Annotated in this window: 23 protein-coding genes and 4 pseudogenes; 13 read left to right on the top strand and 14 right to left on the bottom strand. The window is 71.1% G+C overall.

The genetic code is table 11. From position 1 onward, the window contains the following. The first annotated feature begins 119 nt into the window (after positions 1-119). Together AB0M76_RS30280 and AB0M76_RS30275 are read left to right on the top strand one after the other, a co-directional pair. Positions 120-401 carry a hypothetical protein gene (locus tag AB0M76_RS30280; protein WP_365955908.1) on the top strand — a complete coding sequence of 94 codons (282 nt, stop codon included), beginning with the start codon at positions 120-122 and terminating at the stop codon, positions 399-401. Further along, entirely contained in the window at positions 362-1,228 is an 867-nt protein-coding gene (locus AB0M76_RS30275) for an ATP-binding cassette domain-containing protein (RefSeq protein WP_365955907.1), read from the top strand. The genes AB0M76_RS30280 and AB0M76_RS30275 overlap by 40 nt, the downstream gene beginning before the upstream one ends. 86 nt (positions 1,229-1,314) lie before the next feature. Here AB0M76_RS30275 and AB0M76_RS30270 read toward each other — a convergent pair whose 3' ends face one another. Continuing rightward, positions 1,315-2,241, bottom strand: coding sequence for a hypothetical protein (locus tag AB0M76_RS30270; RefSeq protein ID WP_365955906.1), 927 nt, complete (start codon positions 2,239-2,241; stop codon positions 1,315-1,317). Between the two features lie 473 nt (positions 2,242-2,714). Between AB0M76_RS30270 and AB0M76_RS30265 the strand changes: the two genes are divergently transcribed. From AB0M76_RS30265 to AB0M76_RS30255, 3 genes and pseudogenes are all read left to right on the top strand, one after another. After that, a complete protein-coding gene (locus AB0M76_RS30265) occupies positions 2,715-3,620 on the top strand; it encodes a hypothetical protein (RefSeq protein WP_365955905.1) in 906 nt (301 codons plus the stop codon). Between the two features lie 277 nt (positions 3,621-3,897). Beyond that, complete coding sequence (locus AB0M76_RS30260) at positions 3,898-4,566, top strand: DNA alkylation repair protein (protein ID WP_365955904.1); 669 nt, start codon at positions 3,898-3,900, stop codon at positions 4,564-4,566. 124 nt (positions 4,567-4,690) lie between these two features. Beyond that, positions 4,691-4,921 (top strand): annotated as a pseudogene (locus tag AB0M76_RS30255) (SAM-dependent methyltransferase); the annotation flags it as partial. Between the two features lie 239 nt (positions 4,922-5,160). Here the strand turns inward: AB0M76_RS30255 and AB0M76_RS30250 are convergent. Both AB0M76_RS30250 and AB0M76_RS30245 read right to left on the bottom strand, forming a co-directional pair. Next, positions 5,161-5,826 (bottom strand): hypothetical protein, encoded by a 666-nt coding sequence (locus AB0M76_RS30250; RefSeq protein WP_365955903.1) that lies wholly within the window; start codon positions 5,824-5,826, stop codon positions 5,161-5,163. Between the two features lie 225 nt (positions 5,827-6,051). Continuing rightward, positions 6,052-6,260: pseudogene (locus AB0M76_RS30245) on the bottom strand (amidohydrolase); the annotation flags it as partial. A gap of 447 nt (positions 6,261-6,707) precedes the next feature. On the opposite strand from AB0M76_RS30245, the gene AB0M76_RS30240 reads away from it, so the two are divergent. Together AB0M76_RS30240 and AB0M76_RS30235 are read left to right on the top strand one after the other, a co-directional pair. Further along, positions 6,708-8,837 (top strand): DUF4139 domain-containing protein, encoded by a 2,130-nt coding sequence (locus AB0M76_RS30240; RefSeq protein ID WP_365955902.1) that lies wholly within the window; start codon positions 6,708-6,710, stop codon positions 8,835-8,837. A 6-nt stretch (positions 8,838-8,843) separates the two neighbouring features. Next, a complete protein-coding gene (locus tag AB0M76_RS30235; RefSeq protein ID WP_365955901.1) occupies positions 8,844-10,403 on the top strand; it encodes a DUF4139 domain-containing protein in 1,560 nt (519 codons plus the stop codon). Between the two features lie 57 nt (positions 10,404-10,460). Here the strand turns inward: AB0M76_RS30235 and AB0M76_RS30230 are convergent, their stop codons facing one another. From AB0M76_RS30230 to AB0M76_RS30200, 7 genes and pseudogenes are all read right to left on the bottom strand, one after another. Beyond that, the gene (locus tag AB0M76_RS30230) at positions 10,461-11,015 is read right to left on the bottom strand and encodes a hemerythrin domain-containing protein (protein ID WP_365955978.1); all 555 of its coding nucleotides are present in this window, start codon (positions 11,013-11,015) and stop codon (positions 10,461-10,463) included. Positions 11,016-11,092: 77 nt separating this feature from the next. Next, positions 11,093-12,334 carry a hypothetical protein gene (locus tag AB0M76_RS30225; RefSeq protein WP_365955900.1) on the bottom strand — a complete coding sequence of 414 codons (1,242 nt, stop codon included), beginning with the start codon at positions 12,332-12,334 and terminating at the stop codon, positions 11,093-11,095. Positions 12,335-12,377: 43 nt separating this feature from the next. Continuing rightward, positions 12,378-12,668: pseudogene (locus AB0M76_RS30220) on the bottom strand (respiratory nitrate reductase subunit gamma); the annotation flags it as partial. Next, positions 12,665-13,174, bottom strand: coding sequence for a nitrate reductase molybdenum cofactor assembly chaperone (gene narJ / locus AB0M76_RS30215; protein ID WP_365955977.1), 510 nt, complete (start codon positions 13,172-13,174; stop codon positions 12,665-12,667). The gene narJ and the pseudogene AB0M76_RS30220, both read right to left, overlap by 4 nt. A gap of 71 nt (positions 13,175-13,245) precedes the next feature. Then, on the bottom strand, positions 13,246-13,476 hold the full coding sequence (locus tag AB0M76_RS30210) for a hypothetical protein (RefSeq protein ID WP_365955899.1): 231 nt from the start codon (positions 13,474-13,476) through the stop codon (positions 13,246-13,248). A gap of 44 nt (positions 13,477-13,520) precedes the next feature. Further along, the gene (locus AB0M76_RS30205) at positions 13,521-14,894 is read right to left on the bottom strand and encodes a ferric reductase-like transmembrane domain-containing protein (protein WP_365955898.1); all 1,374 of its coding nucleotides are present in this window, start codon (positions 14,892-14,894) and stop codon (positions 13,521-13,523) included. A gap of 229 nt (positions 14,895-15,123) precedes the next feature. After that, the gene (locus AB0M76_RS30200; RefSeq protein WP_365955897.1) at positions 15,124-15,825 is read right to left on the bottom strand and encodes a ribonuclease H; all 702 of its coding nucleotides are present in this window, start codon (positions 15,823-15,825) and stop codon (positions 15,124-15,126) included. A 179-nt stretch (positions 15,826-16,004) separates the two neighbouring features. Here AB0M76_RS30200 and AB0M76_RS30195 point away from each other — a divergent pair, with 179 nt between their 5' ends. Then, entirely contained in the window at positions 16,005-16,949 is a 945-nt protein-coding gene (locus AB0M76_RS30195) for a nucleoside hydrolase (RefSeq protein WP_365955896.1), read from the top strand. A 35-nt stretch (positions 16,950-16,984) separates the two neighbouring features. Here AB0M76_RS30195 and AB0M76_RS30190 read toward each other — a convergent pair whose 3' ends face one another. After that, on the bottom strand, positions 16,985-17,209 hold the full coding sequence (locus AB0M76_RS30190; protein ID WP_365955895.1) for a hypothetical protein: 225 nt from the start codon (positions 17,207-17,209) through the stop codon (positions 16,985-16,987). 85 nt (positions 17,210-17,294) lie between these two features. Beyond that, positions 17,295-17,729 (bottom strand): hypothetical protein, encoded by a 435-nt coding sequence (locus AB0M76_RS30185; RefSeq protein WP_365955894.1) that lies wholly within the window; start codon positions 17,727-17,729, stop codon positions 17,295-17,297. A 104-nt stretch (positions 17,730-17,833) separates the two neighbouring features. Here AB0M76_RS30185 and AB0M76_RS30180 point away from each other — a divergent pair, with 104 nt between their 5' ends. Further along, complete coding sequence (locus AB0M76_RS30180; protein ID WP_365955893.1) at positions 17,834-18,595, top strand: maleylpyruvate isomerase family mycothiol-dependent enzyme; 762 nt, start codon at positions 17,834-17,836, stop codon at positions 18,593-18,595. Between the two features lie 156 nt (positions 18,596-18,751). Here the strand turns inward: AB0M76_RS30180 and AB0M76_RS30175 are convergent, their stop codons facing one another. Both AB0M76_RS30175 and AB0M76_RS30170 read right to left on the bottom strand, forming a co-directional pair. After that, positions 18,752-19,318, bottom strand: coding sequence for a nitroreductase family protein (locus tag AB0M76_RS30175; RefSeq protein WP_365955892.1), 567 nt, complete (start codon positions 19,316-19,318; stop codon positions 18,752-18,754). 28 nt (positions 19,319-19,346) lie between these two features. Beyond that, a complete protein-coding gene (locus AB0M76_RS30170; RefSeq protein ID WP_365955979.1) occupies positions 19,347-19,700 on the bottom strand; it encodes a hypothetical protein in 354 nt (117 codons plus the stop codon). Here AB0M76_RS30170 and AB0M76_RS30165 point away from each other — a divergent pair. The 4 genes and pseudogenes from AB0M76_RS30165 to AB0M76_RS30150 form a co-directional block, all read left to right on the top strand. Next, positions 19,687-19,935 (top strand): annotated as a pseudogene (locus AB0M76_RS30165) (helix-turn-helix transcriptional regulator); the annotation flags it as partial. The gene AB0M76_RS30170 and the pseudogene AB0M76_RS30165 overlap by 14 nt on opposite strands. Before the next feature lie 62 nt (positions 19,936-19,997). Continuing rightward, positions 19,998-20,573 carry a hypothetical protein gene (locus AB0M76_RS30160; protein WP_365955891.1) on the top strand — a complete coding sequence of 192 codons (576 nt, stop codon included), beginning with the start codon at positions 19,998-20,000 and terminating at the stop codon, positions 20,571-20,573. Then, positions 20,570-21,424: a DUF5995 family protein gene (locus tag AB0M76_RS30155; RefSeq protein ID WP_365955890.1), complete on the top strand. Its 855-nt coding sequence runs from the start codon at positions 20,570-20,572 to the stop codon at positions 21,422-21,424. The genes AB0M76_RS30160 and AB0M76_RS30155 overlap by 4 nt, the downstream gene beginning before the upstream one ends. A 59-nt stretch (positions 21,425-21,483) precedes the next feature. Further along, the gene (locus AB0M76_RS30150) at positions 21,484-22,059 is read left to right on the top strand and encodes a hypothetical protein (RefSeq protein WP_365955889.1); all 576 of its coding nucleotides are present in this window, start codon (positions 21,484-21,486) and stop codon (positions 22,057-22,059) included. Positions 22,060-22,316 lie beyond the last annotated feature (257 nt).

The following is a 22,316-nucleotide window of genomic DNA, read 5'->3' as shown; positions in this document are numbered from 1 at the left end:
CTCCAGTTCCCCGGACAGCTCAGCATCGCCTCCCCCGACCACAGGCGGCGGGCTGCGCCGCCATGCCTTGCGCCGGGTGAACCGGGGTTCCCTCACAGCCGAGTTGGAGGAGCCGCAGGATGACGCAGCAGAAGGCCGAGAAGCCGAAAGACACCGCACTGCCCGCGCCACCGGAGTTCAAGTTCACCTGGGGCCAGCACAACGAAACGATGGAACGGCTGTCGCTCACCCAGATGGCCCGCCGCGTGCCCTCCGCCCTCGCGCAGACCGCGAAGCTGGCCTGGTCGAACTGGCCGCCTACGACGCCCCCGACTTCACCGAGCGCTCCGAGGCGGCGGAAACGGGATCCGCCCGCTCCGCCATGCTGCTGCAGGACGCGCTCGGCTTCACCGGCGGGCTGATCGACATGCTCGCCGTGGCGTCGGTGCTGTCCCTGGTGCACCCGCTGCTCCTGCCGCTCCTGCTGCTGTCGGTGATCCCCCGGGGCCTCGGCTCGGTCTTCGCCGCACGCCTCGACTACCGCCTCCACAACGAGACGGTCGCCTCCCGCAACATCCGCCACATGATGCGCTGGCATCTCACGACCCCCAAGCTTGCCGACGAGCTCCGTGGCAACAGCATGCGGACGTACGCGCACCACTGGTACGCGGCCGTCTGTGCGCGCATCGACTCCAAAATGGTCAGCTCCGCCCCGCGCTACCTGGCCGTGTACCTGACCGCGGCCGCCGTGTCCGGTCTGTTCATCGTCCTGACCTGGGTGTCCCTCGGCGCCTTGGTCATCGGCGGCTACATGGCCGTGGGCGCGGCCGGCACCGCCATCGTCGCCATGCGGACCTCCACCGCGGCCCTGTCGCAACTCGTCGTCTACGGCGCCGCGATGTTCCAGCACGCCCTCTACCTCGGCGACTACGCCGCCTTCATCGCGCACTCGGCCGAGCAGTCCGTACCGCGTGGGGCGCAGATGCTGGACGCCCCGCAGAAGATTCGGATGGAGGGGGCCTCGTACACGTATCCGGGCAAGGACGCCCCGGCGCTCGGACCGGTCGATCTCACCCTGAACCGCGGGGAGGTCGTCGCCCTCATCGGCGAGAACGGCGCCGGCAAGTCCACCTTCATCCGGCTCCTGACGGCGCTGACGACCCCGACGGCCGGCAGCGTGTCGTGGGACGGCGTGCCGACTGGTGGAGGCTCCTTCGCCGAGCTCGTGCGGCTCTCCCAGGACCGGTAGCCGGCCTCTCGCAGGGGGCGCGGGCGGAGCCTTCCTCGCCGGCGCCGCTGTCCGGGTGGCGGCGGGCCGGCGGGGCGGGCGTCAGGTCAGGTCAGGACGACGACTTTGTGCATGCCCTTGACCGCATGCGGCAGGCCGGTCTTGTCGTCCGGGACGAAGCAGAGGAGTACGTACGTGCCCGGGGGCAGGTTCCGGGTCTCCAGCAGCGCGGAGCGGCCGGGCGAGAGGACGCCGAGGCCGACGGGCCGCCCGGTGAAGGGCAGCGGACCGGGTGCGGTGCGGTCGAAGACGGCCTGGATCTGGGCGTCGGTGGTGCCGGGCGCGACGGGCTGCACCGCCATCTCGTGCAGTTCGCCTGAGGAGTTGTGCACCAGGATGCTGCCCGCGGCCCGGTCCAGGCCGTGGACGTCGAACCGGGGGCCGTCCGCGGTGTCCCGTTCGATCACCAGGCTGTCGGCGAAGTCCGTCAGGTTCCCGGATGTCCTGTGGCCTTGGAGCTGAAGCGTGCGAGTGACCGGGTGGGCCGGATCTGCGAGGAAGGCGCCGAAGTCCAGCAGGACGAGCTCGCCTGCGGTGATCGGAGCGGTGAAGGTCTCCGAGACCGATGGGGTGACCTGTGCCCCGCCGAACAGCTCCGCCTCGTCGCGCACCGCGGATATGCCCTCGGCGGTGGGGACGGGCTGGTGACTGACGGCCTTGGCGAGGTCGGCCAGCACCTGGTCCACCGTCACGCCGGGGTGCGGCCGGAAGGCCTGCAGGAAGTGCCCGTTCGGGTCGTCGGTCCTGACGCGGAAGGACACCAGGCCCGCCTGTGCGGACTCCGGCGCCTCGATACCCGACGCCGTGATCCGCACGTCGACCGGCCTCGGCGCACGCAGGCCGAGACCGGCCTGGCCCTGGGGGTCGCCGAGGTCTGCGGTGTCGGCGACGGCCGGACCGCCGAGGGAGGTGGCGAGGACGAGCGCGGCTGCGGCCGTCGCTCGCACCCCGTGCTTGAGTAGTGCGCTACGCATGGGTCTCCTGTCGTGGAATGGCCCCCGGACAGGGCGGCACCTTCGGAGCCCGGGCGGCGTCAGCCACGCACGCTACGGGTTCGATCAACGACATCGACGCTCGAACTGACGTATTCGACACAGACGTCAGCCGCAATGACCGCCACGCCCACCGCGTCGAAGAACTCGGTCGACGGCCGGGAGAGGCGGTCGTCAGACGGGCGTGCCGATCCGCGAGATCGCCAGGGTGATCGGCCACCGCCTGAACCTGGACAAGCGCCACTGCTTCGCCTGAGCCGGTGCGCTGCTGCAGACGACGGGGCTCCAGGTCCGTTCGTGCCGATAAGACCCTCGCTCCTGTGCGCTCCCCCACTTGGCGCAAGCATCGTTGAGCCGCACCGACCATGATCAATACCCTGCCGACCGACGCGTGATCTCGCGTCTGTCGGAGGGAAGGCGAGCGACCCCCAGTGAAACTCCCGATGTTGCAGCGCATGGCCCGGCTCACCGCGGCGACCGCGCTGCTGACACTGCTCGGCACCACCCCGGCCGGTGCGGCCGACCAGTGGCAGAAGGTGGGCGGCGACGCCCGGAGCGGTGTCAGCGGCATCGCGTTCGAGAGCCGTACCGCGGACGGAGCCGGGGTGCACGTACTGGTCGTGCACGACAACAAGGGGGCCGGCCAGAAACGCCTCTCCCGGATCACACACTGGGAGGGCTCCGACGGCATCTCCCCCATCAAGTGGGACGGGCCCGAGCCCGTCGACCTGGAGGCCATCGAAGCCATCCCCCAGATGCCCGAGGAGTACCTGGCGCTCACCGGTCGCGGCATCGTGTACCGCCTGAAGGTCGTCGGTGGTACGGCGACGGTCGTCGACTACGCGCCGCTGCCGGCGATCGGGGAGGGCGACGACTTCGAGAGCTTGGCGCTCGTGGCCCAGAACGGGCAGCTCGCAGCCCTGTGGGCTGACCGCGGAGCGGGTGCGGCGCGTCCCGCAACGCTGTACTCGGCGACCCTCTCGTTCGCCCCGTGGGGCCAGCCGCAGTTCGGCAGCGTGACCCGCCGGGCCTACCGGGCCACGTACACGACCGACGACGAGACGCGACACATCTCCGACATCTCGGTGACCGACTCCGGGCGGATCATCGTGAGTTCGGCGGCGGACGCCGGTGACGACGGCCCGTTCGACTCGGCGGTGAGCGAGGCGGGCCGGGTGACGGTATCGGCGGCCGGCCGGGTACGGGTCACGCTGGCGGCGTCCCCGACCCTGCTCGGGACGTTCCCGCAGTACAAGATCGAGAGCGTGGAGTGCCTGCCGGGATCCACCGACGCGCTCCTCGGTACCGACGACGAGAACCTCGGCGGATACGTCCGGAGCATGCCCTTCTGCGGGGTCTGACCCTGGTCGCCGTCGGCAACGCGGCTTCCGAACGCCCGGAATGCGGCGGGCCTCGGACACGCGGCGCCAAAAGGTGAATCGGGACAGTGGTATCGGCGCCCGGCTGGTGGCCGGACGCCGATACCCGTCAGGTGCATGCCTTTGGTTGAGTCGCTCCCGGCGACCGGCCGCACCATCGCCGACGTGGCGGGAATCCGTGTCCGTGGCTGCCGCCGGGCTCCCGCCGTAGGCTGAATCTCGCACGTGATGGACAGGAGGCGCTGGGGTGGCCGAGACGATGGTGACCGAGGTGATGGCCGAGCTGGCCGCGCTCGAGGACCCGAAGGCACGCGAGGTGAACGAGAAGCACGGTGACGATCACGGTGTGAACCTCGGCAAGCTGCGCGCGCTCGCGAAGCGGCTGAAGACGCAGCAAGAACTCGCGTGCGGGCTCTGGGAGACGGATGACACCGCGGCGAAGCTGCTGGCCATCCTGATCTGCCGCCCGAAGGCGTTCGAGCGGGACGAGCTGGACACCATGTTGCGCCAGGCGCGGACACCCAAAGTGCACGACTGGCTCGTGAACTACGTGGTGAAGAAGAATCCGCACTCCGAAGAGCTGCGCGTAGCCTGGTTCGCCGATCCGGATCCAGTGGTCGCCAGTGCCGGCTGGGCCCTGACCACCGAACGTGTGGCGAAGAAGCCCGAGGGCCTCGACCTCTCAGGACTGCTCGACGTCATCGAGGCGGAGATGAAGGACGCCCCGGATCGCCTGCAGTGGGCGATGAACCACTGCCTCGCTGAGATCGGGATCGACCACGCCGAGCACCGCGCCCGGGCGATCGACATCGGTGAGCGCCTGGAGGTGCTCAAGGACTACCCGACCTCCCCGGGCTGCACGTCTCCGTTCGCACCCATCTGGATCGCCGAGCTGGTCCGCCGACAGCAGGACAAGACGCCGGCCTGATGGGTAGGGGCTCGTTGTCTCGGGCCGAGCCTGTCCGGGCGGATCATGTGACAACTAGTGCCGCGTCAGGCAACGTTCGCCCCGTCGCGACGCCCGGCACGCACTCTCGCCACGCCGGCCGAAAGATGCCTTCACCACCGCCGGTTTCCGCCTTGCCGTCATCAGCGAGCCGCAGCCTGACCCGGCCGCCCGTGAGCTGTTCCCCGACGACTTCCACGACCTTTCGATCAAAACCACCTTCCTGTTCTTCGTCGTCGAAGTACCGCCGTCGGCCACCGGCTCGGACGACCAGCCAGTCGCGGATCTGCGCAGGTCCACGCCGCAGCCGCCCCGGGCGGCGACGCCGCACCCCTGAAGTGACATCCACTACGGCGGCTGGACAGGCCCGAATCCCCGCTCGGGCGCCGTCGTCAACTCAACCGCCATCCCCACAGCGGCGACACCCTGGCACACCGCAGACCCCGCGCTGGCCGTCACCTCACGGTGGCGGCCGGCGCCACGGCATGCGGGGTGGACACAGACGGCCAGACGCCACACTGACGCATTCTGTTGCCCTGGTGGTGGTGTGTGCAGCACGGGCCACCCAGGGACCGGTCAGGCGGTGGTTGCCACCGGTGCGTTCTCGGTCTGGGCCGGTACGGCGGCCGGGGCCTCGGCGGCCGGGGTGTTGTGCTGGATCGCCGTGTAGTAGACGGTGGAGCCCTGCTTGGCGCGCTCCGCCAGGCTGCGGGCCACCAGACGCTCGGTGGTCGTGCGCACGAGGTTGTCGCTGAGGTTGCGGTCCGGGTGCGCGGTGGTCAGGGCCTGGGCGATCTCGCGGGCCGTCTTCGGTTCCGCCTGACCGCTCAGGTGCTGGTGGATGAGCTCCGTCAGCGGGACCGGCTTCTCCTTGGCCGCAGCCGCCTTCTCCGCCACGGGCTTCTTCGCCGCAGGCTTCTTCGCCACAGCCTTCACGGCCGTCGCCTTCTTGGCGGTGGCCTTCTTCGTGTCGGCGGTGGTTGCGCTCTTCGCCGCCGCCGGCTTCCTCGCCGACGTCGCGGTCTTCTTGCCGGTGCGCGGGGCGGGCACCGCAGTCGGGGTGTCGCCGATGGCCGCCCGCATCCCGACGAGGAGCTCGTGGTCCTGCTCCAGACCGGTCAGGTTCTCCTGCAGGGACGCGATCTCCTTGCGGATCCGCTCCTGCTCGGCGGTGTTCAGCGCGAGGTCGGCGGTGACCTTTTCGGCGTACTGGGACTTGAGAGTGGGCTCCTGCGCGGTCATGGGGGCTCCTTGATAGAAGGTGTTGCCTGCGGACTCTACCCAGGTCACCTGTGAGGTGTGTGGGTTTGAGCGATACCGGATACTCGCCTGTGGGGGACGAGGCGCGGTGGAGCAGGGCGTCAGGGGAAGCAGGTGTCCATCCCTCGGCGCGGTTGACGAGCGCCCAGTTCCCGCAGGTCAGTTCGGGTCATCGCTCGTGCGGGGTTCGTGGCGTGTGTGTGCAACTCATCGTGCGGTGCTCCGCTCGCGTGCCGCGGTGGAGGTGGGGTGCACGCGGGTGATGGGGCCCTTCCCACGGCGGTGCGGGCCAGTTCGGCCGCTTTCCGTACGAGCGCGGGACCGTCCCCTGCAGTGGGCCGGCCGCACCACAGGCGCATGCGGCCTGCGACGAACACAGCGGTGATCCGGTCGCGGTTGCCGCGTCGTACGAGCTCAACAGCACGGCGTCGGTCTGACCGGTGGCCTCCGCCTTGGAGGCGAGGCTGTAGAGCATCAGCTGCAGCGCCGCGACGAGGCTGAACCGGGGTGAGCCGAAGGGCAGCAGCTGCGGCGCGTTGAGCCGGCCGTTCCGGGCGGCGCGCCCGAGGTCGACGGAGCCGAGCACGGCGGCGAGCAGGCCCGGCATGACGGCAAGTTGGCGCAGGATGCCGGTGAACAGCAGGTTAGGAGACGACGGTGAACCCGATCAAACTGTGGAGGTGGCTGCCGTGGTCGGGAACCACGAGGCCGTGGACACCGTCCGGTTCGGGGAGGGGTCTTGTGGGTCTGCTCCACGTGTGGCCTGACCGTACGACGGTCCCCGGCATCGGGCCTCGACACGATGGGCGGACCGCGCGGGCGTAGGCTTCGCTCAGCACGGGCGCAGCAAGGGGGCGGAGTACATGACGGCTGAGACACCACAGACGTGGAGTTCGACCCTCGATTCGGTCGTGGTGTACGCGCAGGGCGCGGTCTGCCGCCGACTGGTCCGGGGCAGCGTGCCTGCGAACGGTCGGCTGCGGGTGACGGGGCTGCCCCGCTCGCTGGACCCGGGTTCGCTGCGGGTCCGTGTCCTGGGCGCCCCCGGGGTGCGCGTCACCGAGGCCCGGGTGGAGGTCGAGGCCGGGCAGCTCGGCACCGGCGCACCCGACACGTTGCGCCGCGAGGTCGTGCGGTTGCGGGACGACCGCGCGGCCGCGCAGGGACGCCGGGACCGGCAACTGGGTCTGATCGAGGAGGTCAGGGCTCTGCACCCGGTTCCGCCGCCCCGCAGGCGCGATGACCCGCACCGCCGCACGCCCGTCGACGCGTGGCTGGGGCTCGCCGATTTCGTCGAGGAGCGGCTGACACAACTGCACGCCCGCCTCGTCGAGCTGGAGGAAGCACTGCGCCGCGTCGAGCACGAGCTCGCCGTCGCCGCGGACACATTCGCCCGCGCCTCCACCGACGCACCGTCAGCGCACGTGGAGACCACGGTCTCCGCGGTCCTGACCCTCGACGCCATCGGAGACGCGGAGACGGACACGGACACGGACGCGGACGCGGACGCGGAGCTGAAGCTGGAGCTCGAATACGCCGTGCCCGGCGCCGTCTGGGTGCCCGCCTACCGTCTCACCCACCGTCAGGGCGACGGCACCGGCCGACTGGTCCTGCGCGCCTCGGTCGCCCAGCGCACCGGCGAGGACTGGACCGGCGTGCGCATCGCCCTGGCCACCGCCGACCTGCAGCGCCGCACCGACCTGCCGAGGCTCCGCTCGATGCGGATCGGACGCCGTCAGCCCGCCCCTGCGCCGTCCGGCTGGCGCGAGCCTCCTGCGGGGCTCGCCGACCTGTTCGCCGGGTACGAGGCGGCCGGCCCCCGCCCGGCCCCGCCGGCCCCGCGCACGGCACCTGCGGCTGTCCGGGTCGGTTCCGCATCCGGTCCCGTACCACCACCGCCCCCACCGCCGTCGGTGCCGATGCCCCAGGCGCCGCAGGGCTACGGCGCGGCGCCCGGCGCGCTCGCGGTCCCTGGTGGTGTGGACGGCGCCGCGCCGGCGGTTTTCGGCGCCGCCATGCCCGCCCCCGCGCAGCCGGGCCGGTCCCGTACGGCCGGCAGGCCGGGCGGCGGCGGCTTCGGCGCGGCCCCCGCCGCCATGGCTCCGCCGGCTCCCGGAGGGGCCCCGCCACCGCAGCCTCCGCCGCCTCCGGCCGGTCCGCCGCAGCCGAGCGGAGCCGAACTCAACTACGCCGCCCTGGTCCTGTGCGGCCCCGATGAGCAGGGCCGTCGCCGAGGCAGGCTGTTCCCCGTCTCTCCCTTCGACCCGGAGGCGGCCGAGTACCGCCGCCGCGCCGAAGCGGTGGCCGGGCTGCCGCTGCCCGGGCACGCCGTGCGTCCCCGCAGATCGGCAGGTTCCTTCGACCACCGCTTCGATGCCGCCGCCCGCGCCGACATCCCCTCGGACGGCACCTGGCACACTGTCACCGTCGGTGAGATCCCGGTCGGGCTGCGTACCGAGTACCTCTGCGTTCCGTCCGTCGAGCCGACCGTGTACGCGACGCTGCTGCTCTCCAATGCCACCGACCAGGCCCTGCTGGCCGGCCCGGTGGAGGTCACCGTCGACGGCGAATTCCTGCTGACCGCCGCACTGCCCACGCTCGCCCCCGGTGGTGTCCGCCGGGTCGGGCTCGGGCCGGCCGAGGGCATCCGGGTCACCCGTCGTACGAACCTGCACGAGTCGACGTCGGGCCTGCGCAACAACACCACCGTGCTCGACCACCGCGTCCACGTGGAGCTGGCCAACAGGCTCGCGCAGCCCGTCACCGTCGAGGTCCTCGAACGGGTACCCGTCACCACCGAACCGGACGTCCGGATCGAGGAACGGGCCGACTGGACTACACCCGAGGCCGGTACAGGGCCTGAGGACCATGCACCGGGCACCCGCGTCTGGCGGGTTGACCTGCCCGCCGGCGCCACCGCCGCCCTCGACGGGGGCTACGAGATCCGCATCCCGGCCGGCAAGGCCTTGGTCGACGGCAACCGCAGGAGCTGACACACCATGTCCACGGCCCTGAAGCCGATCGCCCTTCCCGTCACCGCCGTCACCTGCCTGGAGGACCGCGCCCACATCGAGCGTGCCATCGTGCTCGACCTTCAGGCCGGAGTCCAGCGGCTGCGTCTCGGGCCGGTCACTGCGCTGGCAGTCGACCGTACCCTCCACGCCGAGCTGACCGCCGATCACCCCGCGACCGTGCTCGACGTACGGATCGTCCGCACCTGGACACCGCGCGGGCCGCTGCCGTCCACCGACGACTCCGCCCTGAGCCAGAGCGTGCACACCCTCGAAGAGGAGCGGCTCGTCCTGGAGCAGCGCCGCGATCGGCTGCATTCCCGCCTCGACGTGCTCGGCCGTCTCGCCGCCGATCTCCTGCGGGAGATCGGCGAAGGCGCCGGCTCCGGGGAGACCGAAGGGCCGCGCTGGGCCGGGGAACTGGACCGGGTGGACGCCGAGCGCGACGCGTGCGGTGAGCAACTCCGCGCCGCACAGTCGCGGCTGGGCATGCTCGATGCCGAACTCGGGGCGGTCCAGCGGGCCATGGCCCTCGCCGAGGAGGAGCCCGCCGAGCTGGTCGGCCATGTCGAGCTGACCGTGGAGGCCGCGGCCGCCGGACCGGTCGGGCTGCGCCTGAGCCACCTCACCCCGTGTGCGCTGTGGCGGCCCGCCTACCGGGCCGTGCTCGAAGGGGACTCCCTGACGCTGGAGACCGACGCGATGGTCTGGCAGCGCACCGGCGAGGACTGGTTGGACGTACGGCTGACGTTGTCGACGGCCCGGTCGGCGTCGGCGACCGATCCACCGCGGCTGGGCGAGGACCGGCTGACGCTCAAGGACCGCTCCGCCGCGGAGCGCCGCACGGTCGACGTCGAGCTGCGCGAGGAGGAGATCGGGGACCTCGGTCCGGCGCCGGTGCTCGGCCTGCCGGGGGTGGACGACGGCGGCGAGGCGCGGGTGCTGAGCGCCCCCGCACCGGTCTCCGTGCCCGGGGACGGGCGCGCGCACCGTGTGCCGGTGTCTGCCTTCACCACGGCCGGGAGCAGCGAGTACGCCTGCTCACCCGAACTGTCCCCGCTGGTGACCCAGGTGGCGCGGTTCGCCAACCTGTCCGGCCATGCGCTGCTCGCCGGTCCCGTGGACCTGGTCCGCAGCAGCGGGTTCAGCGGCCGCGGCACGCTGGACTTCACCGCTCCCGGCGCCCCGGTCGAGCTCGCCTTCGGCAGCTGCGACGACCACAGGGTGGTCCGGCATGCCGAGGAGTCACGCGCCACCGCCGGCATCACGCAGCGGACCGTGGTCACGCGCACGGTTCAGCTGCACCTGTCCCGGTTCTCCGCTCCCGGGGAGCAGGACGAACGGGTGGTCGCCCTCCGGGAGCGGATCCCGGTTTCCGAGGTCTCGGCGGTGGAGGTGCGCCTGCGCAAGGAGGCCTGCTCGCCGGCGCCCGACGTGGTCAACGCCGAAGGCATCGTCCGCTGGGACGTCGCGCTCCCACCCGGCGGCCGGCGCACGGTCACCCTGGTCTACGAGCTGTCGGCGAGCGCCAAGGTCGCCGGGATCTGAGGACCAAGGGGGGTCTCCGCCGCTGAACCTCGACGGCCGACGGCTTCGGTCCGGGGCCTATTCGCCGCGCCCGGTGGCGAAGTCCCGTGCCCGGTCGACCAGTCCGGTGCCGGCGGACAGCAGCTTGCGGTGCGGCCTCGAGGCGAGGGCGCCGGGGTGGGGCCGGGTCGGCGCGAACCTCTTGGCCCGCCGCACCTTGTCGCCCAACTTGTCCAGGACTTCCGACGAGCATGCATGACGGAGCCGGGGAAACAGGTTGTCCTCCTCATCGTGCACATGGGCGATGACCTCCGCCTTCAGCACGGCGAGCACCCGGTCGAACTCCGGTCCCGCCGCGTCCAGTCCCTCGAGGTCCTTCAGCAGCTTCTCGACACGGGCATGGTCGGCCAATTCCTTGTCCGCAATGAGGTCGCCGTCCGGGAAATGCTCCCGGACCGCCGGGTAGAGGTGTTCTTCCTCCGCCACCTGGTGCCGGACCAGTTCGATGGTCAGCAGTTCGGCCGCCTTCTGCCGCTCGCCCGCCGGGGTCGTGTGCTCGATCCTGACGAACAGCCCGTCCACCTCGCGGTGATCGGCGGTCAGTTCGGCGATGATGTCCAGTGCGTGTCGCATGCCGTGGTTCCTTCCCGATCGGCCTCGACCGGGCGGGGCGCGCCGGTCCCTGCGCGCGTACCCGGGAGGACGCGGCCCTAACGGGACGGCGGAGCCGATCGGTCGGCCGGGCCGACGCGGACAGCGCGGGCACGGGCCAGGCAGGGCCGGGAAGAGACGGTGACGGCAACGGAGACCGCAGCCAGAGCAGCGATCACCGTACCGGGGGTGAAGTGCTGGGCGAGCCCGCCGGCGATCGCGGCTCCGATGCCCTGCCACGTCATCCGGCCGGCGGACTCGACGCCCTGGACCTGGCCGCGGACCGGATCCGGGGTCAAGGCGAGGAGCTGCTCCTGGAGCGGCAGGGTGGCGGCGAACCCTGCGCTGGAAAGGAACACCGCGGCCATCAACACCGGCACGGGCGGGTGGACGGCGAACAGCACGAACGGAGCGGCGAGCAGCAGTCTCAGGGCGAAGGCATAGCGGCGTCGCTGGTCGGCGGTCAGCATGCGCCCCACAGCCAGGTCTCCGAGGAGCATGCCGGCTGATCCGGCGGCCAGGAAGGCACCCGCGTGATCCGGTGCGTACGAGATGAACAGGGCCTCGCAGCCGACGATCAGGCCGTTCGGGACCCACAGGTTCACCAGGAGTGCTCGCCGGCCCGTGTCCGAGAAGAGCGCGATGTTCGTCGCCCAGGTCTGGCGCAGTCCGGGTCGTCGGGTCAGCCGGATCGAGCGTTCCCTGACGGTCGTGGCCACGACGCCCAGGCCGAGTCCGGCAAGGACCGCGGCGATGACGAAGACCTCCTGCGGGCTCAGGTGGCGCAGCAGTACGGCCCCGACGGCGTAGCCGACGACGGCCATGCCGCCGGAGGTGATGTTCATCAGCGAACGTGCCAGCGCATACGTGGCGGTCGGCACGGCTTCGGCGAGCAGTCCCATCCGCGTTCCGGTCCCCAGGGATTGGAAGAACCCCAGTACCAGGAGAAGGCCGAACCGGGCGGCCAGCGGCAGCCCTGGCACCGCCTGCGCGGCAACGCCCACCAGCGCGGCGCACTGGAGCGTGACGAGGGTCCGGCGAGGTCGGCTCCCGTCGGCGACCGACATGAGCGTCAGGGCGCCGAGCACCGTCGCGAACGTGGCGCCGTACATGCTCACGGCAGTCAGGAACGGCGATCCGGTGCGGCGATGGACCAGCGTGCCGAGCGCAAAGCCCGACAAGGTGTTCGCGGCGACGGTCAGGGTGAAGCTCGCATACAGGCCGGCGAACTCTCTGTTGCGGAGAAGGGCGAGGTAGCCGGTGGCGGGAGGGGCGGCGGGCTTGGAAAGGTCGGAAGGCATGAAAAAAGCCTCCGGACACACACCCGTCGGGTGCGGCGCCGAAGGCCAACGCGATCATTCTAGCAGTCGGCCCGGCTCTCGCTTCGCGGATGTGCAGGCGCTCGGTGAGCGATTCGGGGACGAGCAGTCCCACGACGTGCCCGCCGATCACGAAGAGCAGTCCGTACTGGAAGAGCGGGGCGCCGATGCTCAGCAGCCGGTGCTCGTGCAGCTGACCGGAGCGGGTGGTGAACCCGAAGCGGTCGTAGTGGTGGCGCCAGGCAGTACCGGCGACGAGCACGACGGCGACGAGGTAGGGCAGCACGCCCCACAGGGCGGTGTGCACGTGGTTCATCGACGGATCTCCTCGGCTGGGGCTGCCTGCGGGCGCAGCGCGGGAAAGGGCAGCAGGCCCACGGTCTCGGTGGGCGGGCCGCTGTGTGCCAGCTGCAGGGCGGCTGCGCGGCCGGCCGGTGAGGGGCCCGGCAACGTGAGGCAGACGGCCGTCAGGATGTCGGCGCAGGGAGTCTTGTGGTCGGCCAGGGCCATGCGGAGCAGTTCGAGAGCGGCCCGGTGTTCCTGCAGGGCCCGACGGCCTGCCTCGGGGCAGCGGGCGGCGAACTCCAGAGCCGGCGGGAGGAAGCCGGGCAGTTCGTCCACGGGCGGCTGCCGGCCGTGATCGCGGTACAGCTGCTGCCGGCCCGGCAGGGCCTGGCCGCGGCGGCGGGTGTCGCCGTCCGTGCAGTACGTGAGGTGCAGGGTGCGGCGGCGGCGGTCGAAGGTGGTCACGTAGTGGGCGGGCTGACGCGGCCCCGCGAGTCCGGCTGCCCGGTGGAGCCGCGGATGGCTGTCGGACGGCAGCGGTCACACACCCGCCTCGATCGTGGCAGAGCTCAACGGGAGCCCCTGAGTGTCGGTGATGGAGCAGCCGGTCAGTGCTCGGACTGCAGGCTCCGCCTTCCGTCCGGTGCCGGGGCCGGCGCGGCCGGGTCGACGGTCGCCGTGATGACCGTGGCGGTCAGCACGCTGGCCAGGGTGAGCCCGGCGACGAGCCACCTGGAGCGCGGGCGCTTCCGGTGCCGGGCGGTCACCCGGCGGGCCCGCGGGTGCGGTGTGGTGTCGCGTCGCTGGAGGGGCTCCTGGGGTGCGGGGTACCGGTTCATCGCAGATCGGGGTCCTCGGTAGGTCCGGCGGGTTCAGTGGGCGCTCAGTAGGTGAAGCACTCCGTGTGGATGCGCGCGGAGGGGACGCCTGCCCTGATCAGTGCCGCAGTGGTCGCATCGGCCATGCCGGGAGGCCCGCAGAGGTAGACGTCACGGTCGGACAGGTCGGGAACGAGCGCACGCAGGGCTTGGGGCGCGAGCGGGTCGTATGCGGCGTCGGAGCGTCCCACCAGGTAGTGCAGTGCGGCCTGTCGGTCGGCGGCGATGGCCTCCAGCTCATCGCGCAGGACCAGTTGGTCGGCGTCACCCGCCCGGTAGAGCAGAGTCAGGTCGCCGGGGCCCGCGGGCAGGGACTCGAAGAGGGCGCGCATCGGAGTGATCCCGATGCCGCCGGCGATCAGCAATACCTTGGGGCGGGTGCGCCGCCGCTCGGTGAGCGCACCGAACGGGCCGGTCGCAAGGACTCTGGTGCCGGGCCGGAGCCCGCGCACGCGCCGTGAGTGCCCGCCGAGCGCCTTCACGGTGATGCGGAGGCGGTCGTCGCGGGCGGGTGCGGAAAGCGAGAACGGCAGGGCGGTGTGCCACAGGCCACCGGTCAGGAACCGCCAGCGGAAGAACTGACCCGGCTCGGCCCGGAGTTCACGGAGCCGGCCTCCTCGGACGGTGACGGAGACCACGCCGGGGCCTTCCCGTTCGACGGTGGCGACGCGCAGCCCGTGCCGCAGGGCCTGACGGACCGGCACGATCCCGCGGTACCAGGCGAGCAGTACGCCGACGACGGTGTGCAGCAGGGCCCAGAACCAGGCGGTGAGGGCGGTGACGGCGACGTCGGGGCCGGCGAGCTGGTGGACGAAGCCGAGCGCGGCGGCAAGGTAGGTGAGGAGGTGGATGCCGCGCCAGGCCTCGTGCGAGACCCGGCGGCGGACGGCCCGGGCAGAGCACAGGCCCACACCTGCCAGCAGGGCGGCTCCCGCGAACGCGGCGGTGACGGCCGGATACCGGAACAGGGCCCCGGTGGCGGTCAGCAGGTCGGTCCCGGTGCACAGGGAGTACACGACGAGGGCGAACAGCCCGTGGGCGCCGCACAGGACCAGAACCCACCGGCCGCCGAAGGCGTGCCAGCGGGCGAGGCGGTCGGCGCCCACCCCGTGCTCGACCGCGGGCACGCGCGCCATCAGGAAGAGCATGGCGAGGATCCCGTAGCCCGCGAGGAGACCGGTGAGGTGTGCGGCCGCCCCGATGAGTTCGTCGGGGCGGGCGGACGGATGCACCTGCACGGCCCACAGCAGGGTGACGGCGGCCGCCCCGCCGGCCAGGCCGGCGCGCAACCGCTCGGGCGCGGTCTTCATCTGCGCCGGCCCGCGCCGGGGCCGGCGGCGGTCGCGGGGCCGGGAGGGCGCGCGGGAGAGCCATGCCAAGTTCGTTTCACTCGGCAACTATGTGCAAACTCGCTCGCGTCAAGCAATGGCGATGACTTCCGTCACGGACGACGAAAGGAGCGATATGTCCGCTCCTGAGAGTTATGGATGCCCCCAGTCGGCTCGCCGACAGCTTTACGCACTCGCCGTTTCGGCTTTGCATTCCTGCAGTACAGACACGTGGCGAGTGCCTGCCTAGCACACGCGGACGCGCGTTTTGGGCAATTCTTTACGCTTGCACGGCACTGGCGCAGCCCGGGTGCCCCCAGCGGCTGTCGACCTTGGTGATCATGTCGCCGACCGCGTACGACGTTCCGCAGGGGCAGCTGCCGGGGAACTTCGCCTTGATGGAGCCCCGGCTGCGGGTGGACTTCTTGGCTCCGGCTCCGGCTGCGGCTGCGGCTGCGGGCTTTGAGCGCGACGCGGACGTGCGGGCTGGAGCGGGCACGGGCATCGACGCGCTGCCGAGTGCCGTGCCGGCCGCCTGCTGGGTGACGGCGGCGTCACTGGCGGCCTGGTCGGCGATCGCATTCAAGTGGTCGCCGTCCTCACGGTGGGCCGGAACATAGCGGAATTCCACATCCCGCTCGGCCAGCAGCGCGTCGATCTGCTCGACGAGCTCCCGGTTGGCCACGGGTTTGCCCGCCGCGGTCTTCCACCCGTTGCGCTTCCAGGCCGGGAGCCATTGGGTGACCGCCTTCATGGCGTACTGGGAGTCCATACGGACCTCGACTGCGGTCCCCGGGGCCAGGGACTCCAGCAGCCGCTGGAGGGCGGTGAGCTCACCCACGTTGTTGGTGGCCCGGCCCAGCGGGCCGGCCTCCCAGCGCTCCGGTCGGCCCAGTGTGTCGGCGACGACCCACGCCCAGCCGGCCGGTCCGGGGTTCCCCTTGGCCGCGCCGTCGCAGGCGGCAATGATGCGATCAGACATCCCCCGATCATGCACCACAGCCGCCCCGCCGCGAATTCGGCTCGTAGGGACGGCACGGTGAGCGGGCCGACCGGATGCGTCGACCAGGAATTCCGCGCAGCCGGTCCGAAAGCCTCCTGGCCACGGGGGTGCCGGAGCGGCACAATGGGCCGGGTCAGCGCCGCCCGGCAGGAGAGCGTGTGCCCGTACCGATCATCATCGACTGCGACCCCGGACACGACGACGCCCTCGCGATCATGCTTGCGGCGGGTGACCCCGCAGTCGACCTGCTGGCCATCACCACGGTCGCAGGCAATCAGACGCTCGCGAAAACCACGCTGAACGCGCGCCGGGTCTGCACGGTCGCGGGCATCACCGATGTGCCCATCGCAGCCGGCTGCGCCCGGCCGCTGGTCCAGACGCTGAACGTGGCGGACGACGTGCACGGCGTGTCCGGTCTCGACGGGCCAAGCTTCCCCGAACCCACCGTGGACGTGGTCGCCGAGCACGCGGTGGACCTCATGTACCGGATCCTGACCCGGCACCCGGAGCCGGTCACTCTCGTCCCGACGGCGCCGTTGACCAACATCGCCCTGCTGCTGACCCGCCATCCCGATGTTGCCTCCCGCATCCGGGAGATCGTCCTCATGGGCGGCTCGACGGAGCGGGGCAACCGGACCCCGGCCGCCGAGTTCAACATCCAGGCAGACCCGGAAGCCGCGGACATCGTCTTCCGCAGCGGTGTTCCGCTCACCATGTGCGGCCTGAACGTCACGCACCAAGCGCTCGCCACGCCCGAGATCGTCGCCCGTTTCGAGCTCCTGGGCACCGACCTGGGGCAGGTCTGCGCCGAGCTGCTGACGTTCTTCGCGTCCACCTACCGCACGCTGTGGGGGTTCCAGGACCCGCCGTTGCACGATCCGGTCGCGGTCGCCCGGGTGATCGATCCGGGCATCGTGCACTGCGTGGATGCGAACGTCGTCGTCGAGCTGCAGGGCCGGTACACACGGGGCGCCACCGTCGTGGATCTGCACCGGTACATGGACCGACCGGTGAACGCGCAGGTGGCGCTCACCCTGGAAACCGGCCTGTTCTGGGACCGGATGGTCGCCGCCGTGACGGCTCTCGGCAACCGTATGGCCTGACCGGTCCGGAAGTCGTCACGAAGTGGGCTCGGCCATCAGACGGGCTGGGTGGCGAAGAGTTCCAGGTGGCCGCACTTCGGGCAGCGGTAGGCATCGATCTGGCGGCGGGGCCGCCCCAACCGCTTCGCGCCGCCGAACAGGCCACGCTCCAACGGCCCTACGATCCAACGGGCGTAGCCTCGCGACCCTTCGCCGGTGTCCTCGACGAATCCGGGCTCGAGGCCGACGGTCCCGCAGTACGTGCACCTGACATCACTCACCCCGCGAGCGTCTCACAACTGCTCCGGCATCGACACGGGTTGCGTGAAGTGGACGCCCACGGCGGTGCGATGCGGGCGGGGTTGGTCAGGCGGGCGTGAAGACGTCTTCGCGGGTGTCGTCGAGGATGAACCCGAGGTCGAGGCGGACGCGGACGGTCACGCGGTGCCTCTGCTCCTCGTACGCGATCCACTCGGGTTGCAGGGCGCCGACCTGCTCTTCGAGCTGCCGCCTGCTTTCCGTGGGCATTTCGTGGCCGAAGGTGTCGAGAAGCGACTTGAGCCGCTCGTACTCGCGAGCCTCGTGACTCTGATGGTGGTGCTCGACAACCCGCTCGACGGTGCCCTCGGTGCCTGCTGCCAGATACACGGACCCGGCGACGGCCTCCGGCGACGTCGTGGGCTCCCCCGTCATCGCAACCCAATCGGTCAGCCTGGTGTCCGCGGCCAGTTTCACCCGCTGGCCTTCTTTCAGCGTCATTGATTCTTCGTCTCTCAGATCGGTGCAGCCTGAAGTTGACATCCTCAGCGCTTGCGAAATACCTTCACCATTACTTAAGGGTATCAATCATCTAGTTCCTTAAGCATTCTCGCCACCCGGGGCGCACCATCAGAGGAAGGCCGGACATGAACCCCGCCCAGCACGGAGCGGCCGTCGCAGCCGAGACCGCCCGATTCGTCGCCGCGGTCAAGGCCGCCGACCTCTCCACCCCGGTGCCGACCTGCCCCGGCTGGACTCTCGCCGACCTCACGCAACACGTCGGCAGCGTGCACCGCTGGTTCACCGAGCTGCTTCGCCGGCGCATCCAGCAGCCGCCGACCAGCCGTGAGGTGGACCTGCGCCTGCCGGAACACCCCGAGGGCCTCCCGGACTGGCTGGCCGCGAGCGCCGCGGAGGCGGCGGAGGTGTTCGCCGCAACCGACCTGGACGCACCGATGTGGGCCTGGGGAGTCGACCAGCACGCCCGGTTCTGGGTCCGGCGCATGCTCTTCGAGACCCTCGTCCACCGCGCCGACGCGGAACTCGCACTCGGCATCTCCCCGTACATCGACCGCGTACTGGCGGTCGACGGCATTGACGAGTTCCTCACCAACCTGCCGTTCGCATCCTCCTTCGCGCCGCTGACCGGCCAACTGCGCGCCCCGGACCGGACCATTCGCTTCAGCTGCACGGACGGCGAAGGCGACTGGCTGGTCGGCCTGCTGCCCGACCGCTTCGCGCTCGTGGCCGACAGCGCCGGACCCCGTACGGCGGACGCCACGGTGCGCGGGTCGGCTGCGGACCTGCTCCTGCTCCTCTACGGCCGCCTGGACCGCCGGAGCGACGCCTTCCACGAGCTCGGCGACCCGGACCTGCTCACCCACTGGTTCGCCCACTCGGCCTTCTAAGCGGCCTCGGGGAAGTGGCGTGCGTTTTCGCGTCGTCCGGTGCGGTGCATCGCAAGGCGGAGCGGCACGCTTGTACTGGACGTACTTGAGCTTTCGGCCGGGGGGCGAGAGTGCGTGCCGGGCGTCGCGACGGGGCGAACGTCGCCTGACGCGGCACTAGACATCGCCTACGGGCTGCCAGGGCGCGGCGCGGAGGTCGGCAGTGCTGCGTCGCTCCCGCACCACGGGAGGTTCGTCGGCCGCCTGGCCGACCGCGATCATGGAAACGATCGACCAGCCGGGGTTCGGCCGAAGTTCCCCGGCGAGGGCGTCGAGATCGAAGGCCCGGAACTGGTGGGATGCCAGTCCCATGGCCTGGGCCTGGATACTCAGGTGGGCAACGGCCTGTCCGAGGTCGTAGTCGGCGAACTCGGAGTAGACGATCCGGGAGCCGTCGACATGGCGGCGGGTGAGCGCAACGACGAGCAGACCTGCGTCTCCCGCCCACCCGGCGGAGCTGGGCGCGAGATGGCGCAGCACCCGCTCGTGGTCCGGCTCGCCCGGCCTGACGGGAAGGAACGCCCACGGCTGGGAGTTCCCGGCGGACGGCGACCACCTCGCGGCTTCCAGGAGCAGCTCGAGGGCGTGGTCGTCGACGAGGCCCGACGGGTCGAACTTGTAGGGGCTGAACCGGTTGGCCAGCAGGGGGTGGATCCGGTCGGACCGCTCGAGATCATGAGGCACGTCCCGGACAACAGGCTGCCTGGGCGATTCATTTCCGCCCGAGCCGGTCGGCCAGGAAGGCGATGATCTCGTCGCGGGCCTGCACGGTGGGGTGACCGTCCTGGTCGACGAGATGTGCCGTGACGACGCTGTGGGCGCATCCGACGACGTCACGGAAGAACGGCGGAGGGTTCGTGTTCGCCGCGTCGGCCGGCAGGACGCGGCCGTCGAATGCATCGCCGAGCAGTGCTCGGTAGGCCGCGAACCGCTGACCGGTGCACCACTTGTCGTTCTCGAAGCGGTAGGCGAGAACCTTCAGTCCGTCTCGCCCGATGCGTTCCGCCACGGCAGCAGCGTCTTCGTCGCCGATCTCCAGACCGCCGGCGTCGTCGACGAGGACCATGCTCCGCCGCATCGGCGACGAAGCCGGCCGGACGCCCCTCGCGTACCTGCAAGCGGCCCGGGTGCGTCGGGCTCGGCACCTGCTGGAGACGACCGATCGGAGCGTCGCGGGCATCGCTGCCGACGTCGGGTGCCGCGACCCCGGTACCTTCAGCGGAATCTTTGCCAGACACACCGGCCTGCGGCCAAGGGAGTACCGCGCGATGTTCCGTCGGCACGATGACCACCGCGGCTGAACCAGGAAAGACACGCCCTCCACTCACACTCCGTGCACGTATCGGCCGGTACGCTACACAACGTGACGAACCATGTGGACGGTTCACCGTCCCGCTCAGACGCCCCCAGTCACGTCTACTACTTCGACGTGGGGACCGGCGACTGGCAGGGGCTCTTCACCTTCCGGGTCACGTCCTGGAGACGCCTGCGACACACCCGCGGGGTCGGGCTGCTGAACCGGGTGCTCGTCGTCGCCATGGACCTCACGCAGCGGCTGACCGGGCCGTCCCGGCTGGATTCGACCATCGTGGCGAGCCCGTCCGCGGGCGCGTTCGGCGTCGCCGACAACGTGGTCAGGGTCTCCAAGTTCGGCGTGACGCTGTACCTGTTGAAGGAGCGGTACGTTCTCGCCCCTGACGGCAGGGGTGTCACCGTCGAGGCGAACGAGCAGTTCAGTCCGGTCCCGGCCATCCTGACGCGGAAGTTCACCTACCCCGCGGAGATCCGGCCTTCGGGCCTGGGCTCCACCTACCACATGCCACTGCTGGGGAGCCCCTGGACCGCGACGTACGAGGTGGGGGCCGATCGGCAGAGCCTCGCGGGCGAACTCGTGTGCGACTGGGCGAAGGCGACGGAGAGCGCCCGCCGGATCTCATGACGGAGGACGCCACGGCTGTTGCCGCCGACAAGGTTCTCGGGGTCGTCGGAGAACTGACCGCCCGCGTCATGCGGTACGACGCCGCGCGGGATCCCCGCGCGGTGTTCGCGTACACGTACTTCCGCCTGTCCTCGGACCTCGCCGCGAGCCTGCGGACCGACGGGCCGGCGTTCAAGGCGCCGGAGTGGGTCGCCGAGCTCTCCGTCTCCCTCGCCGCGGCTTACTTCACGGCGATGGACGCCATCGACACCTGGCTGGGCCCCGGCTCCCGCCCCCGCGGGGAAGTCCGCTCCGCCGACATGCCGGAGAGCATCCCGAAACCCTGGCGGGACGTGTACGCCGCCTCGACCGTACGGCACTCCTACGTCCTGGAGGAGGTGCTGTTCTCGATGATGGCGCACATGTCGTACGACCTGCCGCTGGCGCTCCAGGCCCTGGCCCGGGCGGGCCAAGGGGAACTCCGCGACCACATCGCCGACTTCCACCGGATGAACGACCTCCTGGCCTCCTCCGTCGACGTGGTCCAGGACGAGATCTCCGCCCGGTACTGCCGTCGACTGCATTCGCTGGACCGCTTGTTCACCGGCGACGACGAGCTGTTCACGAGTTACGGGATCCGGGTCGCGCGGGGCATGGCATGGTTCAACTGCGACAGGCTCCTGGATCCTCAGGCGACCGCCGAGGCCAAGGGCTCCATCAGCAGGTCGACCGCCGCGTTCATCGCCGAGTTCCGCTCGCCGGACGATTTTCTGCGCCGCCACGCCTTCCGAATCCTGCGGGCCGTGGTCCCCTCCCGGCGGCAGTGGCCGCCACCGGGCACTCCCGTACAGGCAGCTCTGCGGTCCGTCTGAGCTCCGGTCCACGGGCCATTAGGGTCGTGCGGAACCGTCCCGGGTCACGTGGAGGCATTGTGGGCACAACTCTGGTCGCGTTGGCCGCCGCCACCGTCGGCGTGGTCGGCACGCTCCTCGCGCCCGTCCTGTCCCAGCGTCTGACGGCCCGTGCCCAGGCAGAGCAGTTCGACCGCCAGCAGCGGACGGACCGCGCCGTACGGCTCCATGAGCGGCAGATCGCCGAGGAGGAGCGGCGGCGCGACTGCTACGTGGCCGCCAACGCCGCGTACCGCCGCCACCGGGTCGAGCTGATGAACTTCCTGTGGCTGGTGCAGAAGGGGGAGGTCACGCCGGAGGGCCGGCAGGCGATGGAGGCCGCCCGGCATGCCCACCACGCCGCCTTCGCCGAGGCGCAGATGATCGCCTCCACCGCGGTGATGGACGAGCTGGATGTCATGACCACCGCGCTGTCCGAACTGTACGGACGGACGATGCGGCTGGAGGAGGGCCACCCGGTGCCGGGCGGCTCCTTCCAGGAGATACACGACGAGCTGCAGGAACTCTGGAGCCGCGGGCAGGACCTCCGCGCCGTGATGCGCGCCGACCTGGGCGTCGACGTCGGCCCGATCACCCGCCCCACGGCGCGCCCCTGAGCCGGGCGGCAAGGCGTCGCGAGGTGATCGACAGATGGCGCACTGACCCGACCCCCGTACGGGGCAGTGCGCCAAGAGGGGCCATCCCGCGTCACGCCGATCTCGTCCCTCTGCCTCCCGAGAACGATCACCACGCTATGGCGGCGGACTCTGCCCGGCACAGGGCAGCGCACGCCAGCGAGGGGACCGTGCGCGCCAAGGGGGACTCTCCACGCCGTGATGGGGACATCAGGCGCCGTGCCACGGCGATGACCTGG

Source organism: Streptomyces sp. NPDC051364, from assembly GCF_040682115.1.
GTDB lineage: Bacteria > Actinomycetota > Actinomycetes > Streptomycetales > Streptomycetaceae > Streptomyces.
Note: the sequence above shows the minus strand (reverse complement) of the source record. Positions and strands in the feature narration are given on the sequence as shown.